Here is a 25,968-nt window from a genome sequence, read left to right on the forward strand (position 1 = left end):
TCAATCGCCGGGCGGCAGGAACAAGCCCGTCCGGCGATTGAGGACTAACGCCCGCCGGGTGCCCCTTCTTCCCCCAGCAGCACCGCCCGAACCACCCGCTCCGCCGCCCGCCCGTCGTCGTACGGACAGAACCTCGCCCGGAACGCGGCCCGCAGGGCCTCGTTCTCCGGGCTGTTCCAGCTGCCGTCGAGGAAGATCCGGGCCAGCTCCTCCGTGCTCTTGGAGACGGCCCCCGGGGTGTCTCCCGGCTCCCCGGACAGCAGGTCGAAGCAGACCCCGCGCACCGTGCGGTACGTCTCCCAGTCCGGGGCGTGTACCACGATGGGCCGGTCCAGCGCGGCATAGTCGAACATCACCGACGAGTAGTCCGTCACCAGCGCGTCGGCCGCCAGGCACAGCTCCTCGATCCGCGGATGGTCGCAGACATCGAGGATCGACGGACGGTCCGGCAGCCCCGCCTCGTCGTAGAAGTAGTGCGCCCGGACCATGATCACGGTGTCGGGGCCAAGCGCTTCGGCGAGCCGCTCCAGATCGAGCCTGCTGGTGAACGACGCCTCGTAGTCGCGGTGCGTCGGCGCGTACAGCACGCTCCGCTGACCGGGGCGGATGCCCAGCCCGGCCCGGATCTCGGAGATCTGCCCGGCCGTCGCCGCGGTGAAGACGTCATTGCGCGGGTAGCCCGTTTCGAGCGACCGCGCGGCACTCGGGTAGGCGCGGGCCCACACCTCCGTGGAGTGCGGGTTGGCGGAGATGCTCCAGTCCCACCGGTCGACGCGCTGCAGCAGCCGGTCGAAGTTCAGCCCCTGCGCCGCCGCCGGATACTCCTGCTGGTCCAGGCCCATGATCTTCAGCGGGGTGCCGTGGTGGGTCATCACATGGACCTGACCGGGGCGTTTGACCAGGTGGTCGGGGAAGTTGACGTTGTTGATGAAGTACGTGGCACGGGCCAGCATCGCCCAGTAGCGGCGGGTCCCCGGTACCACGTGGTCGATGCCGGGCGGCACCGTGTCCACCTGGTTCTTCGAGACCACCCACACCCCGCGCACCTGCGGGGCCAGCTCCTGGGCCTTGCGGAAGATCGCCTCCGGGTTGCAGCTGACTCCGCGGTTCCAGTACGCGGCGTAGACGGCGAGCCCGCGGTCCAGCGGACGCCTGCGCTGCCACCAGTAGTAGCGCGCGGACAGCGTGCGCTTCGCATGCGCCCGGAGTGCGGTGGGTACGGAGCGCATCCTCCGGCGCAGGGTGAGGACGGTGTCGAGGACGCCGAGTGCGGCGAACCGGCCGCCACCGATCAGCCGTGGCCGCAGCCCCCTGGCGCCGCCCGGGAACCGGTGCCCCTTGGGCCGGTGCGTACGGTGGAACGCCGCCACGGACCGCACGTACCGCCTGCGCCGCCGCTCCACCGACGGGTATCCGGCCAGGAGTTCCTGGGCGGCCCGCTCGAAGAGCAGCGCCCGCAGCGGATGCAGGGCCGGCCGGTCCCGGAGGAACGTCATCAGCCCCGCGTACGCCTCGACGAGCTGGAGCGGTGTCGTGCCGTCGGTCGGCTCCTGCTCGTCGGCGAGGTCCGGCAGATAGCGCTGCTGGCGGTGCTCGACGCAGGGGACCGGCAGGACGGCGACGGATTCGGCGGCGGCCAGCGTCTGGAGCGCGTACATCCGCTCGCCGTGCTGTCCAGGGCCGAAGGCCAGCTTCTCGGACTCGTGGAGGGTGCGGCGTACGGCCCGGTTCCAGGAGACCTGTGCGATGTCGAGGAGTTCGGGGTGGTCGGCGAGGGTGAGGGGACCCGCGGGCAGTTCGTGCAGCAACTCCAGCGACCGGGTCGGCCGCGGCCTGCCGCGGAACGATCGCTTGTGATGGCCGAACAGCAGCAGTTCCGGGTCGCCCGCCCCGTCCAGCGCGTCGGCGACGGCCTGCAGCGCACCCGGCAGCAGGACGAAGTTCCCCTCCAGGAAGAGCAGATGGTTCCCGACGGCCCGCTCGGCCCCGGCGTTGCGCCGCCCGGCGGGACCCACGCCCTCGCCCGCCGGGAGGTGGATGGCCTGCACCCGATCGTCCCGGGCGGCGAACTCGTCCAGCAGCAGGCCCGAACCGTCCGGCGCCCCGTCGTCGACGCCGATCACTTCGATATCCGTGAACGACTGCGAGAGCACCGACTCCAGGCACTCGCGCAGATGTCCTCGGGCGCGACGGACGGGGATGATGACACTCAGCCGGGGCATACACGCTCTTTCTGGGTCACTGGCACCCGTGGGCGCAGACAGCGGGGGAGACGGGGGACAACAGGAAGTCGGAAGGCCGGTAAGTCAGGCGGTCGGGCGGTCAGGTCCGGTTGACGGACTGCGTCCCGGCGAGGTCCCGCTCAGCAGAGCCGGTACGGGGACGGACGCCGGGACCGGCGCGGGCCCCGGCTGTCGCTCCGCCAGGGACACCGCGGACGCCGCGGGCACCTGCACGGTCGTGTCGCCCAGGAACACCCGGCGCACCACCCGCTCCGCCGCGTGCCCGTCGTCGTACGGGCAGAACCGCGCCCGGAACGCCGCCCGCAGCTGCGCGGAGCGGGAGCCGCGCCAATGGCCCGTGGCGAAGATGTCCAGCAGCTCGTCCTCGCTGTGGGCGATCGCACCCGGTGGGCAGGAGCGCAGATCGAAATAGGTGCCGCGGGCCGCCTCGTACGCCTCCCGGTCACTGTTGTGGATGACGATGGGCCGGTCCAGATTGGCGTAGTCGAACATCAGCGACGAGTAGTCGGTGACCAGTGCGTCGGAGGCGAGCGCGACCGCCTCGACCGAGGGATGGTCGCTGACGTCGATGATCCGCGGGTGCGTGCCGCGGACCAGCGGAGCCTCGTACGAGTAGTGCGCGCGGGTCAGGATCACGAAGTCGGGGCCGAGCGCCCTGACCACCCGCTCCAGGTCGAGGCCGAGGTGCTGGGTGCGCCGGTAGTCGCGGTGGGTGGGGGCGTACAGCAGGGCGGTGGCACCCTCGGGGATGCCGATCGACTCGCGAAACCGCGCCACATCGGTGGCGGTGGCCCGCCGCAGGTGGTCGTTGCGCGGACAGCCGTACTCCAAGGTCTCCAAGCCGGCGGACCCCGACGGGTAGGCCCTCTCCCACACGAGGGTGGAGTGCCGGTTCGCGGAGAGCGAGAAGTCCCACTTGTCGACGTTGGCGAGCAGCTGCTCGAAGTCCATCGTGCCGGCCGCCGCGGGACGGTCCTGAAGGTCCAGGCCCATCGTCTTCAACGGGGTGCCGTGATGGGTCTGGAGCAGCACCTGGCCGCGCCGCTTGACCAGTCGCCGGTCGAAGTTGACGTTGTTCACGAGGTACTTGGAGCGGGCCAGTGCCTGCCAGTAGCGGTACGTTCCCGGTGTGAGCCGGCGGATTCCGGTGGGGACGGTGTGCTCGTCCTCGGCGCGGCAGATCCATGACGTGTGCAGCCCGGGCACCAGTTCGCGGGCCTTCTCCTCGATCGCCGCCGGGCTGCAGGCGTAGCCGCGGTGCCAGTACGCAGCGAACACCGCCCGGTCCGCACGCACGGGCAGCCGGAGCTGCACGCGGTAGTACGCCTGGAGCACGCCGGCTCGCACCACCCGTCGTGCGGCCCCGGCGATCCGGCGCAGCCGCCCCCGCAACAGCCGTGCGGTCCACAGGGCGCGGTACGTGCGGTGCGCGCCCAGCCGGATCAGTCCGTGGCGCAGCCGGGCGCGGCGTTGCGCGGGGGCGCCGGGGACGCGGTAGCGGCCGCAGTGGGTGCGGGCGCGGCGGAAGAACTCGCCGCGGCTGCCGCGCGGCAGCCTGCCGGGGGTGGTGAAGATCGTCGAGAAGTGGTCGAGCATCCGGCGGTAGATCACCGGCCGCCAGTTCGCGAGCCGGGGGTGGGCGTCGATGAACGCGAAGACCCGGTCGTACTGGTCGAAGATGTCGAAGTGCTTGCGGCTGGTGGTGGACAGGATGTTGCCCTGGCGCCGCTGCCGGTAGTGGACGCACACCTCGTCGAGGACGGCGATCGAACCGGCGGCCATCAGCACCGGGTAGGTCCACGGGGTGTCCTCGTAGTAGCCGGGCGGGAAGGTGAACCCCTCGGCCTCGACGAACTCGCGGCGGTACGCCTTGTTCCAGACGACCATGAGGACTTTCAGCAGACCGGGTCGGCCGGCAAGGGTGAAGGTCGCGGGACCAGTCTCGGCGAGATACCCGGCGAAGGCGTTGCGCACGCTCTCGCCCGTCCAGTACGTACGGGCGTAGTCGTAGACGAGGACGTCCGGCTCCCCGGTCCGCGCGATCCGGTCGGCGATGGTCCGCAGGGCGCCGGGGGCGAGGGTGTCGTCACTGTCCAGGAAGATCAGGTAGTCGCCGGTGGCCTGTGCGATCCCGGCGTTACGGGCGAGGCCGAGGCCCACGTTCTCCGGCAGGTGCAGGGCCCGCACCCGGCTGTCGCGGGCGGCGAACCCGTCGATGATGGTGCCGCAGGCATCGGGGGAGCAGTCATCCACCGCGATGATCTCGAAGTCCGCGTAGGACTGGCTCAGCACCGAGTCCAGGCTCTCGTGCAGATACGCCTGAACCCGGTACGCGGGCACGATGACACTGAACCTGGGCACAACACATCCATGGGTCGTTCGCTGGTGCGGGCGGGTGGTCCGCAAACGGCCGATGGGGCGCGATGGTTACGCCGAAACGTGGCATTCGCGCGAAGTGCCAGGTGGGGCGTGCCCGTTCGGAGTAACGGGACACGCCCCATGTTGACGTACATCCGGTCGACGTACAGCTGATGGATTTCTGTGTGGCGCTGCTACTTGACCGCGCCCGCCATCACGCCGGAGACGAACTGGCGCTGGAAGGCGAAGAACACAGCAAGTGGAATCACCATCGACACGAAGGCACCGGGCGCCAGCACATCGATGTTGTTGCCGAACTGCCGTACCTGCTGCTGCAGGGCCACGGTGATCGGGGGCGAGTCGGAGTCCGCGAAGATCAGCGCGACCAGCATGTCGTTCCACACCCAGAGGAACTGGAAGATCCCGAGCGAGGCGATCGCCGGACCGCCCAGCGGCATCACGACCCTGGTGAAGAGCCGGATCTCGCCCGCCCCGTCGAGCCGGGCCGCCTCCAGGAGTTCGCGCGGGATCTCCGCGAAGAAGTTCCTCAGCAGGAAGATCGCGAAGGGCAGGCCGAACGCCGTGTGGAAGAGGATCACACCGAAGGTGGTCTCGAAGATCCCGATCTCGCCGAAGAGCTTGGACACCGGGATGAGAGCGACCTGCACCGGGACCACCAACAACCCGACGACCAGCAGGAACCACCAGTCGCGGCCGGGAAAGTCCATCCAGGCGAAGGCGTACCCGGCCAGCGAGCCGAACACCACGACCAGGACCGTCGCCGGGACGGTGATCATCACCGTACTCAGGAGGGAGTGGGTGATGGTCGAATTGTCCAGCAGCCGGGAGTAGTTGTCGAAGGTGAGCTGGGACGGGGCGGTGAAGACCTTCCACCAGCCGGTAGCCGCGATCTCCTCGCCGCTGCGCAGTGAGGAGAGCAGTAGTCCGATGGTCGGCATCAGCCAGAACAGGCCCACCAGGATGAGGAAGACCCGCATCACGCCGCCGCCGGCGCGGGCCGCGATCCGTGAACCGAGGGACTGCTTCGCCCGCGCCGCTTCGCTGCCGGAGGCCGGGGTCGTGCGGGTGGCCGCGGCCGTCGTCGACGGGGTTGTCATCGGCGCCCCTCCTTCCGTATCCGGCGGATATTGCCGTGCTCTTCCGGGGGACAACCCCCGGACCTCCGGCCGGAGGTGGCCGTGATCGACGGAGTGGTCATCGGCGCCTCTCCCTCCGCATCCGGCGGATATTGAAGATCATCACCGGGATCACCAGCAACAGCAGGAGTACGGCGATGGCGCTGCCGATCCCGAGGTCCGCATCCGTTCCGAACGAGGACCGGTACAGCTGGAGGGCCAGGACGTTCGCGTCGTCCTGGGAGGAGCCCGGGGCGATGATGAAGACCAGGTCGAAGATCTTCAGGACGTTGATCATCAGCGTGACCAGCACGACCGCGAGCACGGGCGCGAGCATCGGCACGGTGATCCGGCGGAACACCTGCCACTCGTTGGCACCGTCCACCCGGGCCGCCTCGAGGAGTTCACGCGGCAGGCCCGCGAGTCCGGCCGCGATCAGCACCATCGCGAAGCCCGCCCACATCCAGACGTAACTGCCGATGATCCCGGGCGTCACCAGGGTGGGGCCGAGCCAGTCGACCCCGTTGTACGGCTCCTTGAAGTTCGATGCGGGGAGCCGGAGCAGGGCGCCGTCGGCCGAGGCGGGCAGGGTGAACGTACCGTCCGCGGCGGCCTTCGCCGAGGCGACCACCTTGCCGTTCTTGACCGCCTCGACCTCGAGCCCCTTGAGACCGAGCTCCTTGGTGTCGATGACATTGGGTTTGCCGCCACCGCCCTTGGTGAAGTCCAGCCATGCGGTACCGGCGACCTTCCCGGACGGCGCGGTGGCCGCCTTCGCCGGCTTCGCATCGGTCGGCATCTTCGCGGGCGCCACACCGACCAGTGGCAACTGGACCGTTTCGCCGGCCCGTACCGGCACCTTGGTGACGAACGATCCGCCGCCGCCCGCCTTGAGCGGATGGACGGGCAGCGGGTGCGCCTTCGGATAGCCGGCCGACTCGGCGAACGTGTCGTGCACACCCACCCATACGGCGTTGGCGACCCCACGCTCCGGGGCCTGGTCGTACACCAGCCGGAAGATGATGCCCGCGGCCAGCATCGAGATCGCCATCGGCATGAAGACGATTAGCTTGAACGCCGTACCCCAGCGGATCCGCTCGGTGAGCACCGCGAAGATCAGCCCGAGCGCGGTGGAGATCGTCGGCGCGAAGACGACCCAGATCGCGTTGTTCTTGACCGCTGTACGGATGGTGTCGTCCGTGAACAGCGCCTTGTAGTTGTCGACACCGGCGAAGCCCGTACCCGACTGGTCGAAGAACGACCGGTAGACGGAGTAGCCGATCGGATAGAGCACGAGCGCGCCGAGCAGCACCAGCGCGGGCAGCAGGAACGCCGTCGCGACGATCCTGCGGGTGCCGGTCACGCTCCTGCGGGGGCGCGGCTGCCCAGGGCGCCCGGAGCGCTCAGGGGGACGCTTGTCGGCGGGGGGCACCGCGTCGGCGCCCCCCGCTGTCGCTGTCGTCATCCCGTCAGCTCTTGTACGCCTTGGCCGCGTCGGACTCCAGTTTCGCCTGGGTCCCCGCGATGTCCTTCGGGTTCTTCAGGAAGTCCTGGAGGGTCTTCCACTCGCCCTTCCCGGGCGTCCCGCCGAACGACTGCGGGGCCTGGTCGGACATGTCGAACCGGACGGCGTCACCGGCGGCGATCAGCGCCTTCGCCATGGTGCGCTGCACCTCGTTCGGATACGCGGCGGTGTCCAAGGCCTTGTTCGGCGAGATGAACCCGCCCTGCTCGGCCCAGATCTTCGCCGCGTCCGTCGAGGCCAGCCAGGTCAGCAGGGCCTGGGCGCCCTTGCTGTCCTTCAGGGCCACCGCCGCGTCGCCGCCCGTCACCACGGGGGACTCGGCGCCGACCGCCGGGAACGGGAACACCTTGGCGTCCGTACCGATCTTCGCCTTGGTCTGCGCGATGTTGATACCCACGAAGTCGCCCTCGAAGACCATGGCGCCCTTGGGCTGGTCACCGCCGGTGAACGTCTGGGTGACCGAGGCCGGGAACTCCGTCTGCAGCGCACCGTCTGCGCCGCCCGCGATCAGGGACGGCTTGCCGAAGAGCTCGGCGAGCGTGGTCAGCGCGTCCTTGACGGACGGGTCGGTCCACTTGATCTTGTGCTGGGCCAGCTGGTCGTACTTCTCCGGGCCCGCCTGGGAGAGGTAGATGTTCTCGAACCAGTCGGTGAGGGTCCAGCCGTCCGCCCCGCCGACCGAGACCGGGGTGACACCCGAGGCGGAGACCGTCTCGGCGGTCGCCATGAAGTCCTTCCAGGTCTTCGGCTCGCTCGCCCCCGCGTTCTCGAAGGCCTTGCTGTTGTACCAGATCAGGGACTTGTTGGCGGCCTTGAAGTAGACGCCGTACTGGGTGCCGTCCACCGCGCCGAGGTCCTGCCAGACCTTCGAGTAGTTCTTGTCCAGCTGGGCCTTGGCGTCGGCGCCCACCGGCTTGGCCCACTTCTTCTCCACGGCCTGCTTGATCGCGCCGACCTGCGGGATCATCGCAACGTCCGGCGGCTGACCGCCCGCGATCTTCGTACCGAGGAAGTTGACGATCGGGTCCTGCGCAGGGACGAAGGTGACCGTGGCGCCCGTGCGCTTCTCGAACTCCTTGAGAACCTTGACGAAGTTGGCCTGCTCGGGGCCGGTCCAGACCGCCGCGACCGAGATCTTCTCGCCGTCCAGCTTGGGCAGTGAGACACCCGAAGGCGTTTTCTCGGAGCTGCTGGAACCTCCGCCCGCCTTTCCCTTTCCGTCGTCACCGCAGCCGGTGAGGGCCAGTGCGCCGATGGCTGTGAACACCATGGCGGCCCTGCGAATCCGAAGCGTTGTGCGCATCCGTGCCCCGTCTCTCCTGTGCGCCTGCCTGTACGTGTGAGTGTCTGCTCGTGTGCGCACAGTCCTACGCCGGGTGCACGGGCGCCGCAATACCGCTTTCGGTGTCAACTTGTCGATCGTGATGGGCTCGTGACGTGAGGTCAGTCGTGTTCGGTCACCGGACGGGCCCGATGTCCCAGCCCGTCCGGTGATCCAGGACGAAATGACGAAATAGCGAAATACGCAAGGGCGGCCGGGGCGAGGATGCTTCGGCCGAGGTGACGGGACCTCAGGGGTGGTGGGCCACGAGCGGAGCTATTCGCTCGGCGTTCACCGAACGGGCCGCCCGCTCCAGCGCACTGGCCAGCAGCGCCAGGTCCGTCGGCCCGTTGCCCAGCTCGCGGACCGGGCGCCGGGTGGGCGGATCGCCCATCCGCTCCCACTCCAGCGGGACGACGGTGGGCCGCAGGGTCGCGGTACGCGGAATGCGGCCCGTCACCCGGCCACCCTGGAACGGCGTCACCCGCCCGTCCGGATGCCCCAGCCTCCCCCGGCCGGGCAGCGGGTCCTCCGGCGAGGGCGGCACGACGGGCGCGTCGAGCACCACCCGCAGCCGCGCCCCGTGGGCCAGTTCCGTGTCCTCGGTACGGTCGGCACGGGCGGATGTCGCGACCAGATGGACGCCCAGCCGGCCGCCGTCCCTCGCGACGGCCTCCAGGGCCCGGACGACCGAACCGGCAGCGGGCCGGCCCGGGCTGCCGAGGGCGGGTGCGACCAGCGCGTCGAAGTCGTCGACCAGGACGACGAGCCGGGGCAGCGGGGACGGGCCGGGATCCACGGACCGCGCGGAGGCGGGCCGCAACCGGAGCGTGCCGCTCGTCGCCGGGTCCAGATCGCCGCGCTGCTCGGCGGTGCTCGGTGCTCGCTGGCCGACCATCCGCTGCGCCACCTCGTGCCGGACGTGCCAGTCGTCGAAGTCGAGCCGCCCGAGCAGCTCTGCCCGCCGCTTCAGTTCGCCGCCCAGGGCCTGGGCGAACTCACGCATCCTCAGTGGATCGGAGGCCGTCAAGTTCATGAACGCATGCGGGAGTTCGGTGCAGGGACGCAGACTCTCGCCGCGCTCGCCACCGGCGCCGTCGACGAGCAGGATGCCGAGCCGGTCGGGCCGCGCCGCGGCGGCGAGCGAGGCGGCGACGGCGCGCAGCAACTCGGTACGTCCGCTGCCGGCTGGGCCCTCGATGAGGAGATGGGGCCCTTCGTCCGCAAGATCGACACTGACCGCGCCCCGGGGCCCGGCGCCGAGAACGACGATGGGCCGGGCGGCGACTGCGGTCGCGTCGGGGGCCGGGGGAGTGCAAGCTGCAGCAGCCCTGACCGGGCTCGCGCCCTCGGTCACCCGAGCAGCAACCCGCGGAGCATCGCCGCCACGGGGCCCGCTCACCCGGCTTGCGGCACGCTCGGCGGGCTCGGTGCCAGGACCGGTCCGAGAACTGGAGGAGTCGCCAACCGCACGGTCGTGACGCTGCGCGCCGATCCGGGGGGTGGCGGGGTACGGGGTGCGCCCGGAGTCCGACGTGTCGGCGCGGGGGTACGGGGTGCGGCCCGAACCTGAGGCATCCGCCCCCGGGTACGGCGTACGCCCCGAATCCGGGGTGCCCGCGCCCGAGTACAGGGTGCGTCCCGACCCGGTGCCCGACAGGCTGCCGTCGCCGCGAACCGACGCATGCCGTGGTGTGCCCGCGTGGGTGTCGTTGCTCGTGCCGGGGTACGGGGTGCGGCCGGAGCCGGACGTATCGGTGCCCGGATACGGGGTGCGCCCCGACTCCGACGACTCGCCACCGGGGTACGGCGTACGCCCCGACCTGGATCCGTACACGTCATCCGCCGCCCGGGCACCGGTGGCACCCGCACCGGCCGGGCGCGAGGACTGCGACGGGACGCCCGGCCCGCCGTCGGCCGTGCGCTGCGCGCCCACACGGGGCCCCGCGCTGCCCGGGTACTCGGTGCGGCCCGAACCGTGGGTGCCGACGGGCGGCACCTCCATGCTGCCGAGCCCGTGCACCGTCGCCCCCGGCTGGTCGTCCGACGTCGACGCCCAGCGGGCCATCAGCGAGGCCGGGGTGGCCCTGGCCAGGCCCAGCTCGTCCAGCAGGCGGGCGGACGGCGGGAGGGCCGCAGCCGTCCGGCGGCCCGGTGCCGTCGCCGAACCCTCCGCACGCAACGGGGCCAGCGCCCGACCGAACCGCTCCGCCCAGGCCGCCGACACCGCGTCCACCGCGGCCACCGTGCCGTGGCCCGCGGCCTGCCCGCCCGCCGTGCGCAGCAGCCGCAGTGCCGTCGCCACATCGCCGCTCAGTATCGCCACCGCCCCGCACTCGCGGAACGCGATCGACGCGTGGCAGGCCGCCTCGTACGTCGCCGCGACCGGCGAGGTGGGCGACGCGGCCGGCGTCTCGGCCAGGCAGATCAGATGGATCCCGGCGGCCGCACCCGCGGCGGCCAGCCGGGCCGTGGTCTCGCGCAGCACCGCGGAACCGGGGTCGCCGTCGACGATCACCACGGTGTGCGGCCCCACGTACCGCCGGGCGGCCTCGGCGACCGTGCCCCGGTCGACGCTGGCCCAGCCGGTGCCGAGCGGCCCGTCGTCCAGCCGGCGCACCAGCTCCGTCGTACGGGCGATGGCCTGCTCCCGGTCGTACGCGAGCAGCAGCCGGCAGTCCTGGCCGTGCATCGGCCGCAGATGGGGGAGCCAGCCGAGCCACGCCCACTGACGCCTGCGCTCGTCCGCGTTGCGGGCGCGGTCGGTACTGATGAGCACGATCTCCAGGTCGGCCGGGGAGTGCAGCGCGGCGAGCTGCGCGACCGCAGAGCGGGCGAGTCCGGCCAGCCGCTCCCGTGGTCCGGCGAGCCCGAGCGAACCGGCCTCCCGCAGTCCCACGGTCACCGGTACTGCGGGCAGCTCGGCCCGGTCGGTGGTGCCCAGCCGGACCACCAGCGCCTCCGGGTGCTCGGCGTCGCGCTCCCACAAACGGGGGCCCGGTCCGAGGGCGGTCAGCAGCACGGTCGCCGGATCGGGCCATGTCTCCCCGACCGACGAGCCCGACGGGCGCGAAGCCGTGACGGAGGACGGGGCGGACGGGCCCGGTCGGCCCACCGGCCGCGACTCGTCGGGCGCGGCCTCGTGCACCGGCTCGCCCTTGTTGCCCGCCAGCCTGCGGGCCCAGGCTCCTATCCCGCCGCGCCGGGGTGCCTCGTCGTCCGTGAACCGGCCGGCCGGCGCCCGCCCGCCCCGGTCACCGGCCTCGGCCGGTGCGCCGCTTCCGTACGCAAACGCGACGCCCTCGCCGGACCCGAGGCCGGGCGAGACACCCGCGCTGTACGCATGGCCGGAGCCGTACTCGCCCGACCCCGACCACGGCCCCGACTTCTCCGACTCCGAACCCTCCGGGAAGTTCCCGTCCTCGCCGACGCCGCCCGCTGCCCGCGCCACGCGCAGATGGCCCTCACCGTCCGGCGTCGTGGCCAGCGTCGGCGTACGCGCCCCAGAGGCCAGCCGCAGCGTCGATTCGCCGAGCCGCAGCAGCGCACCCGGCTTCAGCCGGACCGGGCGGTCGTGGACCTCCGCACCGTCCAGCGAGGTGCCGTTCGTGGAGCCCAGGTCGGTGACCGAGACCTGGCCGTCCTCGGAGACCGTCACCGCGCAGTGCAGCCGGGACACATCGGGGTCGTCGAGCGGGACGTCCGCGTCGGCGGAGCGGCCGATCCGGATCTGCCCGCCGTGCAGCAGATGGACGCCGCCCGCGTCGGGGCCCGCCACCACATGGAGCTGAGCCGGTACGGCATCGTCCGCCGCTTCGTCCTCGCCCGGGACCTGGAGCGACAGCACCGCCCCGTCGACCAGGGGCGGCTCACCCAGCGCGCACCGCTGCGCGTCGAGCCGCTCGCGCCCGGCGAACAGCACCACCGCACCGCCGCCGAGCGAGCCGTCCGGCCCGGTGACGGCCGCAGCGAGGTTGGAGGCCACAGTGGCGAGCGCTGTCCCCGCAGGGGCGGTGACGAGCACGTCACAGGCGCGAGCCGGGGTCTGGCCGCTGGGCGGCGCGAGGACGGTCAGCCGGATCTGCATCGCCGTCAGCGGTCCCTTCTGCGCGGGGTGCCCGGCAGGGGAAACGCCCTGTGATTCCCCCCACCCGGCACGGACGCGTCGTCCGGTACAGGTCGTCACGTACCGCGAGGCTCCCGCCCCCACAGTTCCGTGCTGGAGGCATCCTCGCACCTGCCACTGACAACACGCCCGGGGGCCACCTGGAATTGATCTTGGAGCGTCGGCTGTGGTCCCAAAAGTGCCTGCTTGGGGCGTTCCGGGGAGCTGCGCACGGGAACCGGACGGCTGCCCGGGGCCGGCCATGGGCACGTTTGTGCGGCAACTCCGCGGCAACCATCCGTCCGGCGTGCGCGTCTTCCTGCGGACACGACGAATCACACGTTCCGGACACGACGGCTCACTCACCGTTCACGACCGGAGAACGACCGACCGGTGTCCCGTTCGAAGGCCACGAAGCGGCACTAGAGTGGGCCGGAACTCCCGGGCGGCCCCGGGGGACCGCAAGCACCACGATCAGCAGGGAGCGCATGACGTGCGGCCGGTAGGCAGCAAGTACCTGCTCGAGGAGCCGCTGGGACGCGGCGCCACGGGCACCGTCTGGCGTGCCCGCCAGCGGGAGACCGCAGGTTCCGAGGCGGCAGTCGCGGGTCAGCCCGGCGAGACCGTGGCGATCAAGGTCCTCAAGGAGGAGCTCGCCAACGATGCGGACGTCGTGATGCGGTTCCTGCGCGAGCGCTCCGTGCTGCTGCGGCTCACCCACGAGAACATCGTGCGCACCCGTGACCTGGTTGTGGAGGGCGATCTCCTCGCCCTTGTGATGGACCTGGTCGACGGCCCCGACCTGCACCGCTACCTCCGCGAGAACGGTCCGCTCACCCCGGTCGCCGCCTCGCTCCTCACCGCCCAGATCGCGGACGCGCTCGCCGCCAGCCATGCCGACGGCGTCGTCCACCGCGACCTGAAGCCGGCCAACGTCCTGCTCTCCGAGCGCGACGGCCAGATGCACCCGATGCTCACCGACTTCGGCATCGCGCGGCTCGCCGACTCCCCGGGGCTGACCCGGACCCATGAGTTCGTCGGCACGCCCGCCTATGTGGCGCCGGAGTCCGCCGAGGGCCGGCCGCAGACGTCCGCGGTCGACATCTACGGTGCGGGCATCCTGCTGTACGAGCTGGTCACCGGGCGACCGCCGTTCTCCGGCGGCACCGCCCTCGAAGTGCTGCAACGGCACCTCAGCGAGGAGCCCCGCCGCCCCACCACCGTCCCGGCACCGCTGTGGACAGTCATAGAGCGCTGCCTCAGCAAGGACCCGGACCGGCGGCCCAGCGCCGAGAACCTGGCCCGTGGGCTGCGTACCGTCGCGGCCGGCATCGGCGTGCACGCCAACTCGGCCCAGATCGCCGCCGCCGACGGGGTGGGCGCCCTGCTCGCCCCCGACCCGGCGCCCCCTGCGGTCCCGGGGACCCAGGGTGCGGCCGACCCGACACAGGTGCTGCCGAGCAATGCGGGTGCGTACGACCCGAACGCGGCGACCAGTGTCATGCAGCACGCCCCCGGCCAGGGATACGGGCAGGGCCAGGGCGGGTACGCCGACCCGACCGCGGTCATGCCGCCCGTGCCGACGCGCCCGGAAGGCCCGCCGCAGCCCGATGGCCCGCACCCGTGGCAGTCCCAGCTGCAGGCGGCCCGCGACCGCAACGAGCAGACGCAGGTCCAATACCTCGACCCGAGCGAGGACCCGCTGCGCCGCCGCCCCCAGCGCCAGCAGCCGCGGCCCCAACAGCCCCAGCAGCAGCGGCCGCAGCACCAGCAGTACGGACAACAGCCCCAGCAACAGCAGCAGTACGCCCAGCGCCGCCAGCAGCAGCAATACCCGCAGCAGCAGCCGCAGCGCCAGCAGTACGCACCCCCGCAGCAGCCGCCGCCCCAGCAGCCGGCCCCGCGCCAGCCCCGCGAGCCGAGGCAGCGCAGCGCCAACCCGACGAAGATCCCGGGCCTCGGCTGCCTCAAGGGATGTCTGTTCACCGTGGTGCTGCTGTTCGTCGCGGGCTGGCTGATCTGGGAACTGACGCCCCTGCAGGACTGGGTGGCCCAGGGCAAGAGCTACTGGCAGGCGATCGGTGACGGGATCTCGGCCGCCACCGACTGGCTCTCCAAACTGGGCGACAGCGGCGCCAACTGAGAGCGCACGCACCACCGACTTCGTGGCTTTGTCGACTTCTGCGGGGCAATTTCGCCCGCAGAAGTGGAGGTTGGCGCCATGCAGGGCACGCAGCACCCCGATCGACGCGTAACTTTGTCGACCGGGGGTTAGTGAGCGAGGTCCATCGCCAGCCGCTGAGGGAGCAGTCTTGGCACGGAATATCGGCAGCCGGTACACCGCCCACCAGATCCTGGGGCGCGGCAGCGCCGGCACGGTGTGGCTCGGCGAGGGTCCTGAGGGCCCCGTAGCCATAAAGCTCCTCCGTGAGGACCTCGCGTCCGACCAGGAGCTGGTCGGACGCTTCGTCCAGGAGCGCGCCGCCCTGCTCAAGCTCGACCACCCGCACATCGTCGGCGTCCGCGACCTCGTCGTGGACGGCAACGACCTGGCGCTGGTCATGAACCTGGTACGCGGCACGGATCTGCGCACCCGCCTCGACCGCGAGCGCCGCCTCGCCCCCGAGGCGGCGGTCGCGATCATCGCGGACGTGGCCGACGGCCTTGCCGCCGCGCACGCCGCCGGAGTGGTGCACCGCGACGTCAAGCCGGAGAACATCCTGCTCGACATGGAGGGCCCGCTCGGTCCCGGCGGCTCGCACTCGGCACTGCTCACGGACTTCGGGGTCGCGAAGCTCATCGACACCCCGCGCCGCACCAAGGCCACGAAGATCATCGGTACGCCGGACTATCTGGCCCCCGAGATCGTCGAGGGTCTCCCGCCGCGCGCCGCCGTGGACATCTACGCTCTCGCGACGGTGCTGTACGAGCTCCTCGCGGGCTTCACACCGTTCGGCGGCGGCCACCCCGGCGCGGTGCTGCGCCGCCACGTCACGGAGACAGTGGTCCCGCTCCCCGGCATCCCCGAGGAACTCTGGCAGCTCCTGGTGCAGTGCCTGGCCAAGGCCCCGGCCTCCCGGCTGCGCGCCTCCGAGCTCGCGGCCCGCCTGCGCGAACAGCTCCCGCACCTGGCCGGCATCCCGCCCCTCGACGTCGACGAGCCGGACACCGAACCGGAACCGCAGCCGTACGACGAGCAGCAGTACACCCCCAACCCCGACGAACCCCGCCGCCGCGGCGCGGTCCCGCTGGTCCCCGGCGCGTCCCCCGACTCCAACCGTGACACCCACACGAGCATGCGCGTCCCCGCCCCGGACGAACTCTCCGGCGGCCCCCGGGGCACCGCCCGGGCCCCGCGCGCCCCGGGCCAGCCCCGCCCCGGCTCGGCCCGCAACAAATCGGCCGCCATCCGCAAACGCCGCATCACGCTCGGCGCAGTGGCGATAGTGCTGTGCGCGGCACTGGGCGTCGGCGGCTGGCTGGCCCTGAGCGGCAACGACGCGGACGCGACACCACAGGACTCGGGGAGCTCGGCACCGGCGGTGCCGTAGGCCTCCGGAAGATCGAACGGGTCCGGTCACTGTGGTCCCGGACACCCCGAGTCCGTCCGCCGGGCGGCCCGGCGGCCCCGTACGTAAGGAGGTCGGGCGGCCCGGCGGCCCCGTACACAGGGATTCCGGCCGATGATCTAGCAGCCCGGGGCAGGTCCGCGCCGACAGCCGTTACGCTGGACCCGTGGCAGTCGTCGATATTTCCGAAGAGCTGAAGTCCCTCTCCTCGACCATGGGGTCGATCGAGGCCGTCCTGGACCTGGATGCGCTGAGGGCGGACATCGCCGCGCTCGAGGAGCAGGCGGCGGCGCCGTCCCTCTGGGACGACCCGGACGCGGCACAGAAGATCACCAGCAAGCTTTCGCACCTCCAGGCCGAGGTCCGCAAGACCGAGACCCTGCGTGGCCGCATAGACGATCTTGCGGTCCTCTTCGAGCTCGCGCAGGACGAGGCCGACGCCGACACCCTCGCCGAGGCCGAGGCGGAGCTGGAGTCCGTCAGGAAGGCGCTCGACGAGATGGAGGTCCGCACCCTCCTCTCCGGCGAGTACGACTCCCGTGAGGCGCTGGTCAACATCCGGGCCGAGGCCGGTGGCGTCGACGCCGCCGACTTCGCCGAGAAGCTCCAGCGCATGTACATCCGCTGGGCCGAGCGGCACGGCTACAAGACCGAGGTCTACGAGACGTCGTACGCGGAAGAGGCCGGCATCAAGTCGACCACCTTCGCCGTGCAGATTCCGTACGCCTACGGCACGCTCTCCGTCGAGCAGGGCACCCACCGGCTCGTCCGGATCTCGCCCTTCGACAACCAGGGCCGCCGCCAGACGTCCTTCGCGGGTGTCGAGGTGCTGCCGGTGGTCGAGACGACCGACCACATCGAGATCGACGAGTCCGAGCTGCGCGTCGACGTGTACCGCTCCTCCGGCCCCGGTGGCCAGGGCGTCAACACGACCGACTCCGCGGTGCGCCTGACCCACCTGCCGACCGGCATCGTCGTCTCCTGCCAGAACGAGCGCTCGCAGATCCAGAACAAGGCGTCCGCGATGAACGTCCTCCAGGCGAAGCTCCTCGAGCGCCGCCGCCAGGAGGAGCAGGCCAAGATGGACGCGCTCAAGGGCGACGGCGGCAACTCCTGGGGCAACCAGATGCGTTCGTACGTCCTCCACCCGTACCAGATGGTCAAGGACCTGCGTACGGAGTTCGAGATCGGCAACCCGGAAGCGGTCTTCAACGGCGAGATCGACGGCTTCCTGGAGGCGGGCATCCGCTGGCGCAAGCAGCGGGAGAAGTAAGCAACCAGTTCGCGCGGCGGTGCCGGGACCCCCACAGGGTTCCGGCACCGCCGTTTTCGGTACCCGGCGGCCGCCATGGTGCGTGCGGAATTCCTTTGCCTGAAGGGGAGTTGGGGCCGCGAGTTGCGTAGGCCCCGTGGTGAGTGCGTCACAGTCGTGATTCTGATTGACGGTCAACTGCTCGCAAAACGGTGCACATTGCACGGAACAGGCTTGACGTAGTCCTTAACTCTGGACAGGGTGCTAGTGCAGCATGCGTATGTCTGGGACGGGTGTGGGCGGGGGAGGGCGGCTTGACCACGGCATTACGTGGCCCGGCAGGCCGAGAGCGCAACCCCCGGCAGAGCCGCGAGCCCGCATATGGCTGCTCCATTGACGAGAACAGCTACTGGGGGTAGCAGCAGATGACCAAGAAGACGCGAGTCCGCGTCGCGCGGATAGCCGCCGGTGCGGTAATCGCCGCGGGTGCCTCGCTGACCGCTGCCGGCGCGGCGCAGGCCGTCGGCATCGGTGTCAACATCGGTGGGCTCTCGGCCAAGGCCGAGGCCAACGAGGACGGTCTCGACGTCGGCCTGGGTATCCAGGGAGACACCGAGGGCGACAGCGGCGGCGATGTGGCCGGCGGTGTCGACGAGGGGCCTTCGACCACGGGCGAGACCACTGACGGTGGCGCGGCCGATAACGGTGGCGCGGCTGACAATGGCGGTGCGGCCGATAACGGCGGTGCGGCTGACAATGGCGGTGCGGCTGACAATGGCGGTGCGGCTGACAACGGCGGTGCGGCTGACAACGGCGGTGCGGCCGATAACGGCGGTGCGGCCGATAACGGCGGTGCGGCCGATAACGGCGGTGCGGCCGATAACGGTGGCGCGGCCGATAACGGTGGCGCGGCCGATAACGGCGGTGCGGCCGATAACGGCGGTGCGGCCGATAACGGCGGTGCGGCCGACAACGGTGGCGCGGCTGACAATGGTGGCGCGGCTGACAACGGCGGTGCGGCTGACAACGGTGGCGCCAACGGCAACGGCGGCGGCAACGGCGGCAACGGCGGCGCCTCCGGCGACGTCACCGGCGGCGGCGACGACGGTGGTGCCAACACCTGCACCGTCGACCTCGACGGCGCCGAGTGCGCGGACAACACCGACACCGACAGTGTCGGCAACCAGCCGGTCGAGCAGGGCAAGGGCAAGGACGAGCTCGCCGAGACCGGTGCGGCCGAGACCACGTTCCTGCTGCTCGGTGCCGCGACGATGATCGCCGGCGGCATCGGCTTCCGGATCCTGCCGCGTCTGGTGAACGGCCGTACGGTCGCCTAAGGCCCCTGTGGCCGGTGGACGCGCCTGCGTACACAGAAGTGCCCGGGACAGCCGATCGGCGTCCCGGGCTCTTCTACGTACGCACACGGTCACGTATTCACTCCGCCATGCGGGCGGCGGCGGTTACAGACAGCTACACGGTCATACGGTCTGGTGCGCCAGCAGTGCCAGCGTCGCCAGCAGCACCACCAGCAACGCGACCAGCATCGCCGGGCTCAGGCCTGCGAAGAGTCCCTGCTGCTCTTCCTGCTGCTGCAGCCGTGCGCGGCTGGCCCGGCATACCGGGCACCGGCCCTCGTTCACGGGCGCCGCGCAGTTTGCGCACACCAATCGGTCATAGGTCATGCGCTTTCCTCCTCCCGCGCGGCGGAGCCGCATACGCGTTCTCTCCGCACAACGCTCATGGAAACGCATCCGTTCCCCCTCCACTGTGCCAGCTCGCGCAGATTTCGGCGCGGCCCGCCGGAAACACCCGGTCCGTTCCGGCTCCGGTTGCGCCCCGGCACGGTTCCGTTCCGCCATAAATCGCCCATCAGCGGACGCGCGCCTGCACGCCTCAGCCCGGTTCGCGTATGGTCACGCACACCTACTCCCGGCCGACCGTGGTGCATCCGTGATCCGATTCGACAACGTCTCCAAGACATACCCGAAGCAGAGCCGTCCCGCTCTACGGGATGTGTCTCTCGATATCGAGAAGGGCGAGTTCGTCTTCCTGGTGGGCTCCTCCGGCTCCGGCAAGTCCACCTTCATGCGACTCATCCTCCGCGAGGAGCGTGCCAGCCAGGGCATGGTCCATGTCCTCGGCAAGGACCTCGCGCGCCTGTCCAACTGGAAGGTGCCGCAGATGCGCCGCCAGCTGGGCACGGTCTTCCAGGACTTCCGGCTGCTCCCCAACAAGACTGTTGCGGAGAACGTGGCGTTCGCCCAGGAAGTCATCGGCAAGCCGCGCGGCGAGATCCGCAAGGCCGTACCGCAGGTCCTCGACCTCGTCGGTCTCGGCGGCAAGGAGGACCGCATGCCCGGTGAGCTCTCCGGTGGTGAGCAGCAGCGCGTGGCGATCGCGCGGGCGTTCGTGAACCGTCCCATGCTGCTGATCGCGGACGAGCCGACCGGCAACCTCGACCCGCAGACCTCCGTGGGCATCATGAAGCTGCTGGACCGGATCAACCGGACCGGGACCACCGTCATCATGGCGACCCACGACCAGAACATCGTCGACCAGATGCGCAAGCGCGTCATCGAGCTCGAGCAGGGCCGTCTCGTACGCGACCAGGCCCGCGGCGTCTACGGCTACCAGCACTGAGCGGATCCGGCCGCGCCGGACCCGCTGAGCATCGAGTACTGAAAGGACGCCATGCGCGCCCAGTTCGTCCTGTCGGAGATCGGCGTCGGTCTCCGTCGCAATCTCACGATGACCTTCGCCGTCGTCGTCTCCGTCGCCCTCTCGCTCGCCCTGTTCGGCGGCGCGCTGCTGATGCGCGAGCAGGTCAGCACGATGAAGGACTACTGGTACGACAAGGTCAACGTCTCGATCTTCCTCTGCAGCAAGAACGACGCGGAGTCGGCGGCCAACTGCTCCAAGGGCGCCGTCACCGCTGAGCAGAAGAAGCAGATCGAGACCGACCTCGGGAAGATGAGCGCCGTCGAGAAGGTCGTATACGAGTCGGCCGACCAGGCGTACAAGCACTACCAGGAGCAGTTCGGCGACTCACCGATGGCCGGCAACATCACGCCGGACCAGATGCAGGAGTCGTTCCGCGTCAAGCTGCACGACCCGAAGAAGTACAAGGTCGTCGCCACCGCCTTCGCGGGCCGCGCCGGGGTGCAGTCCGTCCAGGACCAGAGATCCATCCTGGACAACCTCTTCGGGCTGATGAACGGCATGAATGTGGCCGCGCTCTTCGTGATGGCGCTGATGCTGGTCATTGCGCTGATGCTGATCGTGAACACCGTCCGCGTCTCGGCGTTCAGCCGGCGCCGCGAGACGGGCATCATGCGGCTCGTCGGTGCGTCCGGGTTCTACATCCAGATGCCGTTCATCATGGAGGCCGCGTTCGCCGGGCTCATCGGTGGCGTGCTCGCCTGCGTCATGCTGCTGGCCGGGCGGTATTTCCTGATCGACGGCGGTCTGGCCCTCCAGTCGAAGCTGAATCTGATCGACTTCATCGGCTGGAACGCGGTCTTCACCAAGCTGCCGCTGGTCCTTGCGATCGGGCTGCTGATGCCCGCCGTTGCCGCACTCTTCGCGCTGCGCAAGTACCTCAAGGTGTGACATGCGCCCCGTGGGGCGCGCGGTGAACCCGCCGTGCGCCCTCGGAGTGTTGTCCTAGACTCATCGCCATGTCGGGCCCCACGCACGCTGTCGGGCCCCGCGGCCTCTGCCGCGGGGCGGCCCTGACATTGGTCTTCGCGAGCGTCCTGGCCACCGGGGCGGCCACCGGATCTCTGCCGCACGGGCACGGGGCGAACGCCGCTATAAAGGCCCGTGCCGTCGCCTCCACCGCCGACCGCGACGAGGTCGCGCACGCGGCCGCCGAGGCGCTGGCCGACGGCAAGTCCGCTACGGAGGCGGCCGAGGAGGTCGTCAGCCGCAGCGGGGACCGCTGGGGCGCGGTGTACGACGAGCGGGAGTACGAGGAGTTCGAGCAGGCCCTCGACGGCTCGTACACGGGGGTCGGACTGGCCGCGAAGCGCTCGGCCGACGGGCTGGTCGCCGTGGCCCGGGTCCAGCCGGGCGGCCCCGCCGGCCGGGCCGGCATCGAGCGGGACGACCTGCTCCGTACGATCGACGGCCACCGGGTCGACAAACGCCCCGTCGCCGAGGTCGTCGCCCTGCTGCGCGGGGACCGTACGAGCGCTGCCGCGGGCACCACCGTCGTGCTGGGCGTCCAGCGCGGCGCCACCGGCCCGACGAGGACGCTGACGCTGACCCGGGCCCGGCTCATCACCGAGGCCGTCACCGTCCAGAAGCTCGGACCGTACCGTTCCGATTCCTCCGCAGCTGTACTGATCAAGGTCGACTCGTTCACCAAGGGCGCCGGCGCCAAGGTCCGCGACGCGGTCCGGAGCGCACCCGCGGGCGCCGGGGTGCTGCTCGACCTCCGCGGCAATTCCGGCGGGCTGGTCACCGAGGCCGTGGTCGCCGCCTCCGCGTTCCTCGACGGCGGGCTCGTCGCCACGTACGACGTGCACGGCGAGCAGCGCGCCCTCTACGCCGAGCCGGGCGGCGACACCGTACGGCGCCTCGTCGTCCTCATCGACGGCGGCACCATGAGCGCGGCCGAGCTGCTCACCGGCGCCCTCCAGGACCGGGGCCGCGCCGTCACCGTCGGCTCGCGGACCTTCGGCAAGGGCTCCGTCCAGATGCCCAGCAAGCTCGCGGGCGGCTCGGTCGCCGAGCTGACCGTCGGCCACTACCGCACCCCGGCGGGGCGCAGCGTCGACGGGCACGGCATCACCCCGGACCTCGCGGTCTCCTCCAGGACCCTGCAGCGGGGCGAGACAGTATTGAGTGGCCTCGGGGGTGGGTCGTAGTGCGAAAATGGCCGCACTATGGCTAAGGAAAAGGACACAGGGCGCAAGCTCATCGCGCAGAACAAGAAGGCGCGGCACGACTACCACATCCTCGACACCTATGAGTGCGGTCTCGTACTGATGGGCACCGAGGTCAAGTCGTTGCGGCTGGGCCGGGCCTCGCTGGTGGACGGCTTCGTCCAGATCGACCGGCACGAGGCGTGGCTGCACAACATCCATGTCCCCGAGTACGTGCAGGGGACCTGGACCAACCACTCCGCCAAGCGCAAGCGCAAGCGCAAGCTGCTGATGCACCGGGCCGAGATCGACAAGCTGGAGTCGAAGTCGCAGGAGACCGGGCACACGATCGTGCCGCTCGCGCTGTACTTCAAGGACGGCCGGGTCAAGGTCGAGATCGCGCTCGCCAAGGGCAAGAAGGAGTTCGACAAGCGGCAGACGCTGCGGGAGAAGCAGGACCTGCGGGAGACGAACCGTGCCATCTCGGCGGCCCGGCGGCGTCAGCGGAGCGCCTGAGCGCGCTCCGGCAGGAATAGGCTGGCACCGTCGTGCGTTGGTCACGTACGATGGCACTGCACCTCACAGCGGGTGCGCCTTTGAAAAAACAACATGGGGATGATCGGTTTCGACAGCGGATGTCGAAGCAGGGGAAGCGTGTCGAGGAAGCGGCAATGATCTCGTAAACCATATGTCGCAACCAATAATCGCCGATTCCAAGCGCGATTCCTTCGCCCTCGCTGCCTAAGTAGCGACTTGCGAAGTGTCAGCCCGGGGGTGATCCCGACCCGGATCCTGGCATCATCAAGGGATCTAAACTTCTAGGCCCGGTCACGGGGCCTGGAAGGAAATCAAGCAGTGGCTGGGCCTGTCGGAGGCTTGTTCGCGTGATCTCCGGGGCCGAGAAAAGCGCAGCGAACTGCACACGGAGAAGCCCTGATTCTGCACCGTTGGACGCGGGTTCGATTCCCGCCATCTCCACAATTCCCATGTGAACGAGGACCCCGTTGCCCACCGGCAGCGGGGTCCTCGTTCGTGTCCTGGCGCATCTCCGGGTTCATGTCCGGCGGATTCCGGCCGCCGCGACGGCCAGGGCGAGTCCCGCCGCGCAGACCGGGACGACGTACCCCGTCACCGCCCCCGTGTGCTCCACCATCCAGCCGCCGGCCGCCGAACCGGCCGCTATCCCGCCCAGCAGTGCGGTGACGGAGAGCGTCATGCCCTCGTTCAACTGACCCTCGGGGGTCAGCCGTTGTACCAGCGTCATCCCGGTGACCATCGTCGGGGCCGTGGCCGCGCCCGCCAGCAGCAGACTGCCGGCCAGCGTGAGCAGCGAACCGCTCGCGGAGGCGGCGAGCAGCGGCAGGGACATCAGCGTCGTCATCCCCGCCAGGCACCACAACAGCCGCTGCCGGATGTCCGTGGCTGGGCGCAGCGATCCGTACAGCAGGCCCGCCACGCACGAGCCCCCTGCCTGGAGCGCCAGGATCGCGCCCCCGGCGTGCGCGATCGTGACGACCTCCATGGCGCCGAAGACCGCGCCGGTGGCGAGGAAGGTGGCGAGCAGCGCGGGCATGCCGTGGGTGCGCAGCGGGGAGCCGGCCCGGGTGCGCGGCGCCACCGGGGGCTCCGTGGCGCGCTGGGCGGCGAAGATCAGCACGCCGGTCATCAGCAGGATCGTGCCGATCAGCGTCCCGGCCTCGGGGAAGAGTGCCGCGCACAGGAGTGCGGCGAGGGCGGGGCCGAGCATGAAGCACAGTTCGTCGGCGGCCTGTTCGAAGGAGTTCGCGGTGTGCAGCGCGGCCGGGTCGCCGCGGTGCAGATGGGCCCAGCGGGCGCGGGACATGCCGCCGGTGTTGGGGGTGGTGGCGGTGGCGGCGTAGGCGGCGAAGAGCGTCCAGGCCGGGGCGTCGTAGTGCACGCAGAGCAGCAGCGCGAGCGAGCCGAGTGCGGCGATCGCGGTGGCGGGCACGGCGATCCTGGCCTGGCCGTACCGGTCGACGAGCCGGGCCGTCCAGGGCGCGACGACGGCGGTCGCGGCGAGTCCGGTCGCGGTGACCGCCCCGGCCAGGGCGTACGAGCCGCGCGACCCGGCGATCATGATCACGGCGCTGACGCTGAACATCCCCATCGGCAGCCGCGCGATCAGATTGCCGGCGGTGAAGGCGCGGGCGCCGGGGGTGGCGAGCAGGCGGCGGTACGGGTTGGTGGAGACCCGGCGGGCGGGGGCGCCGGTGCGCGGGGCGATCACCAGCTGGCCGCCGGAGACGGCGTGCAGCGGTGTGGTGGGCGTGTCGGACGGCATGGGTCAACCCTCGCGGCGCCCGGCCGGTGCGGTCCAACACCTGCTCCGCGCCCATTCACGCACATCTGTTGTAAGTTCGGGCCCGTGGCCTCCTCCGATACTGATCCCCGGCTGTTGCGCGCCTTCGTCAGCGTCGCCGAGGAGCTGCACTTCACCCGCGCCGCCGCCCGGCTCTACGTCGCCCAGCAGGCACTCAGCCGCGACATCCGGCGGCTGGAGCGCGAGCTCGGTGCGGAACTGTTCGTGCGGACCACTCGGCAGGTCTCCCTCACGCCCGACGGCGAACGGCTGCTGCCGCACGCCCGCCGGGTGATCGCCGCCCACGACGACCTCCGCGCCGCCTGGGCGGTCCAGACGCGCCCGCTGCTGGTCGACATCGGTGCCCCGGTCGGGACGGGCCACCGGCTGCTCGGGCTGGCCCGCAGCGAGGCGCCGGGGGTGGAGTTCGTGGCGCGCTATCTGAGCGGGCTGACGGGGGCGGCGGCGGAGATCCTGGCCGGGCGGCTCGACGTCTCCTTCGGCCGGGTGGCAGGGCTCGATCCGGCGGTACGGGCGGCGCTGGCGCATCAGCCGGTCTGTTTCGAGCGGCTGACCGTCCTGCTGCGCGACGACCATCGTCTGGCGTCGCTCGCCCGGGTCCCGATGGCGGCGCTGGCGGGGGAGCGGCTGTACGCGGCGGCGGGCAACCCGGCCACCGCGGAGTGGACCGACCTCGCGGAGCGGCTGTTCGCGGGGCGGGGGATCGAACTGGTGGCGCCCTTCCCGGAGATCGTGGGGGAGGAGGAGTTCGTACGGGTGGTGCGGAAGCAGGGCTGGTCGGTGCTGGCGAGCACCGAGTTCATCGAGGTGCCGGGGATGGTCGTACGTCCGCTGGTCGACCCCGTGCCGCTGTCACCGGTGTCGCTGGTGTGGCGCAAGGGGCTGAAACACCCGGGGGTGGATGCGCTGCGGCGGGTCGCGGCGAGGGTGACGGCGGCGGAACGGGGGCTGGAGGTGCCTGCCGGGAGCTGGCTTCCCGAGGGGGACCTGGCCTTCATGTCGTAGGCGTGCCGATGCCGCAGGTGTGCTGACGCGACATGTTGGCCGATTGTTGGCCAACTTTGACTCAACTCCGGAACAGGTAAGCGTGGTTTGTGCATGTAAGGGCGGATCTTCTTTTCGGTCGAGGCTATGTGAAATCGGTGTATCCCCCATTCCTCGACATCACTCGTTCAGGGGCAATTTCGTCAGCTTCGTGCGCTACATTCATCCTCCGGGTGCAAGGTGCTGGGGGGCGCACGGACCGGGTG

Annotated in this window: 17 protein-coding genes and 1 other RNA gene; 10 read left to right on the forward strand and 8 right to left on the reverse strand. The window is 70.8% G+C overall.

Annotation, left to right across the window (positions count from 1 at the left end; all coding sequences use genetic code 11):
- Positions 1-44: 44 nt before the first annotated feature.
- The 6 genes from OHA03_RS18180 to OHA03_RS18205 all read right to left on the reverse strand — a co-directional run bounded on the left by OHA03_RS18180 (position 45) and on the right by OHA03_RS18205 (position 12,670).
- The gene (locus tag OHA03_RS18180) at positions 45-2,222 is read right to left on the reverse strand and encodes a bifunctional glycosyltransferase family 2 protein/CDP-glycerol:glycerophosphate glycerophosphotransferase (RefSeq protein ID WP_267004880.1); all 2,178 of its coding nucleotides are present in this window, start codon (positions 2,220-2,222) and stop codon (positions 45-47) included.
- Between the two features lie 84 nt (positions 2,223-2,306).
- The gene (locus OHA03_RS18185) at positions 2,307-4,604 is read right to left on the reverse strand and encodes a bifunctional glycosyltransferase family 2 protein/CDP-glycerol:glycerophosphate glycerophosphotransferase (protein ID WP_267004881.1); all 2,298 of its coding nucleotides are present in this window, start codon (positions 4,602-4,604) and stop codon (positions 2,307-2,309) included.
- A gap of 191 nt (positions 4,605-4,795) precedes the next feature.
- On the reverse strand, positions 4,796-5,719 hold the full coding sequence (locus OHA03_RS18190; RefSeq protein ID WP_267004882.1) for a carbohydrate ABC transporter permease: 924 nt from the start codon (positions 5,717-5,719) through the stop codon (positions 4,796-4,798).
- Positions 5,720-5,816: 97 nt separating this feature from the next.
- Positions 5,817-7,202: a carbohydrate ABC transporter permease gene (locus tag OHA03_RS18195; protein ID WP_267004883.1), complete on the reverse strand. Its 1,386-nt coding sequence runs from the start codon at positions 7,200-7,202 to the stop codon at positions 5,817-5,819.
- Between the two features lie 4 nt (positions 7,203-7,206).
- A complete protein-coding gene (locus OHA03_RS18200) occupies positions 7,207-8,565 on the reverse strand; it encodes an ABC transporter substrate-binding protein (protein ID WP_267004884.1) in 1,359 nt (452 codons plus the stop codon).
- Positions 8,566-8,833: 268 nt separating this feature from the next.
- On the reverse strand, positions 8,834-12,670 hold the full coding sequence (locus tag OHA03_RS18205; RefSeq protein ID WP_267004885.1) for an FHA domain-containing protein: 3,837 nt from the start codon (positions 12,668-12,670) through the stop codon (positions 8,834-8,836).
- 511 nt (positions 12,671-13,181) lie between these two features.
- Here OHA03_RS18205 and OHA03_RS18210 point away from each other — a divergent pair.
- The 4 genes from OHA03_RS18210 (at position 13,182) to OHA03_RS18225 (ending at position 18,846) form a co-directional block, all read left to right on the forward strand.
- A complete protein-coding gene (locus OHA03_RS18210; RefSeq protein ID WP_267004886.1) occupies positions 13,182-14,831 on the forward strand; it encodes a serine/threonine-protein kinase in 1,650 nt (549 codons plus the stop codon).
- A 169-nt stretch (positions 14,832-15,000) separates the two neighbouring features.
- Entirely contained in the window at positions 15,001-16,239 is a 1,239-nt protein-coding gene (locus OHA03_RS18215; protein ID WP_267004887.1) for a serine/threonine-protein kinase, read from the forward strand.
- Positions 16,240-16,423: 184 nt separating this feature from the next.
- The gene (gene prfB, locus OHA03_RS18220; RefSeq protein ID WP_267004888.1) at positions 16,424-17,530 is read left to right on the forward strand and encodes a peptide chain release factor 2; all 1,107 of its coding nucleotides are present in this window, start codon (positions 16,424-16,426) and stop codon (positions 17,528-17,530) included.
- A 404-nt stretch (positions 17,531-17,934) separates the two neighbouring features.
- Positions 17,935-18,846, forward strand: a complete 912-nt coding sequence (locus OHA03_RS18225) for a hypothetical protein (RefSeq protein ID WP_267004889.1) — start codon at positions 17,935-17,937, stop codon at positions 18,844-18,846.
- A 141-nt stretch (positions 18,847-18,987) separates the two neighbouring features.
- Here OHA03_RS18225 and OHA03_RS18230 read toward each other — a convergent pair whose 3' ends face one another.
- Complete coding sequence (locus OHA03_RS18230; protein ID WP_030922919.1) at positions 18,988-19,191, reverse strand: hypothetical protein; 204 nt, start codon at positions 19,189-19,191, stop codon at positions 18,988-18,990.
- A gap of 268 nt (positions 19,192-19,459) precedes the next feature.
- On the opposite strand from OHA03_RS18230, the gene ftsE reads away from it, so the two are divergent.
- From ftsE to ssrA, 5 genes are all read left to right on the forward strand, one after another.
- Positions 19,460-20,149 (forward strand): cell division ATP-binding protein FtsE, encoded by a 690-nt coding sequence (gene ftsE, locus OHA03_RS18235; RefSeq protein ID WP_014046319.1) that lies wholly within the window; start codon positions 19,460-19,462, stop codon positions 20,147-20,149.
- A gap of 51 nt (positions 20,150-20,200) precedes the next feature.
- Positions 20,201-21,118 (forward strand): permease-like cell division protein FtsX, encoded by a 918-nt coding sequence (gene ftsX, locus OHA03_RS18240; RefSeq protein ID WP_267004890.1) that lies wholly within the window; start codon positions 20,201-20,203, stop codon positions 21,116-21,118.
- 68 nt (positions 21,119-21,186) lie between these two features.
- The gene (locus OHA03_RS18245; RefSeq protein ID WP_267004891.1) at positions 21,187-22,380 is read left to right on the forward strand and encodes a S41 family peptidase; all 1,194 of its coding nucleotides are present in this window, start codon (positions 21,187-21,189) and stop codon (positions 22,378-22,380) included.
- 18 nt (positions 22,381-22,398) lie between these two features.
- Positions 22,399-22,893 (forward strand): SsrA-binding protein SmpB, encoded by a 495-nt coding sequence (gene smpB / locus OHA03_RS18250; RefSeq protein ID WP_267004892.1) that lies wholly within the window; start codon positions 22,399-22,401, stop codon positions 22,891-22,893.
- 95 nt (positions 22,894-22,988) lie between these two features.
- Positions 22,989-23,358, forward strand: a transfer-messenger RNA (tmRNA) gene (gene ssrA / locus OHA03_RS18255).
- Between the two features lie 73 nt (positions 23,359-23,431).
- Here ssrA and OHA03_RS18260 read toward each other — a convergent pair.
- On the reverse strand, positions 23,432-24,679 hold the full coding sequence (locus OHA03_RS18260; protein ID WP_267004893.1) for an MFS transporter: 1,248 nt from the start codon (positions 24,677-24,679) through the stop codon (positions 23,432-23,434).
- Positions 24,680-24,763: 84 nt separating this feature from the next.
- On the opposite strand from OHA03_RS18260, the gene OHA03_RS18265 reads away from it, so the two are divergent.
- On the forward strand, positions 24,764-25,723 hold the full coding sequence (locus tag OHA03_RS18265; RefSeq protein ID WP_267004894.1) for a LysR family transcriptional regulator: 960 nt from the start codon (positions 24,764-24,766) through the stop codon (positions 25,721-25,723).
- The last annotated feature ends 245 nt before the right edge of the window (positions 25,724-25,968 follow it).

Source organism: Streptomyces sp. NBC_00154, assembly GCF_026342835.1.
Classification (GTDB): domain Bacteria; phylum Actinomycetota; class Actinomycetes; order Streptomycetales; family Streptomycetaceae; genus Streptomyces.

What these genes read in the sequence shown, in the direction of transcription:
- OHA03_RS18180 (WP_267004880.1), bottom strand. Translation starts at nt 2,222, where the DNA reads ATGCCCCGGCTGAGTGTCATCATCCCCGTCCGTCGCGCCCGAGGACAT.
- ftsX (WP_267004890.1), top strand. Translation starts at nt 20,201, where the DNA reads ATGCGCGCCCAGTTCGTCCTGTCGGAGATCGGCGTCGGTCTCCGTCGC.
- OHA03_RS18230 (WP_030922919.1), bottom strand. Translation starts at nt 19,191, where the DNA reads ATGACCTATGACCGATTGGTGTGCGCAAACTGCGCGGCGCCCGTGAAC.
- OHA03_RS18205 (WP_267004885.1), bottom strand. Translation starts at nt 12,670, where the DNA reads ATGCAGATCCGGCTGACCGTCCTCGCGCCGCCCAGCGGCCAGACCCCG.
- OHA03_RS18195 (WP_267004883.1), bottom strand. Translation starts at nt 7,202, where the DNA reads ATGACGACAGCGACAGCGGGGGGCGCCGACGCGGTGCCCCCCGCCGAC.
- OHA03_RS18190 (WP_267004882.1), bottom strand. Translation starts at nt 5,719, where the DNA reads ATGACAACCCCGTCGACGACGGCCGCGGCCACCCGCACGACCCCGGCC.
- OHA03_RS18225 (WP_267004889.1), top strand. Translation starts at nt 17,935, where the DNA reads ATGACCAAGAAGACGCGAGTCCGCGTCGCGCGGATAGCCGCCGGTGCG.
- OHA03_RS18245 (WP_267004891.1), top strand. Translation starts at nt 21,187, where the DNA reads ATGTCGGGCCCCACGCACGCTGTCGGGCCCCGCGGCCTCTGCCGCGGG.
- OHA03_RS18200 (WP_267004884.1), bottom strand. Translation starts at nt 8,565, where the DNA reads ATGCGCACAACGCTTCGGATTCGCAGGGCCGCCATGGTGTTCACAGCC.
- smpB (WP_267004892.1), top strand. Translation starts at nt 22,399, where the DNA reads ATGGCTAAGGAAAAGGACACAGGGCGCAAGCTCATCGCGCAGAACAAG.
- OHA03_RS18260 (WP_267004893.1), bottom strand. Translation starts at nt 24,679, where the DNA reads ATGCCGTCCGACACGCCCACCACACCGCTGCACGCCGTCTCCGGCGGC.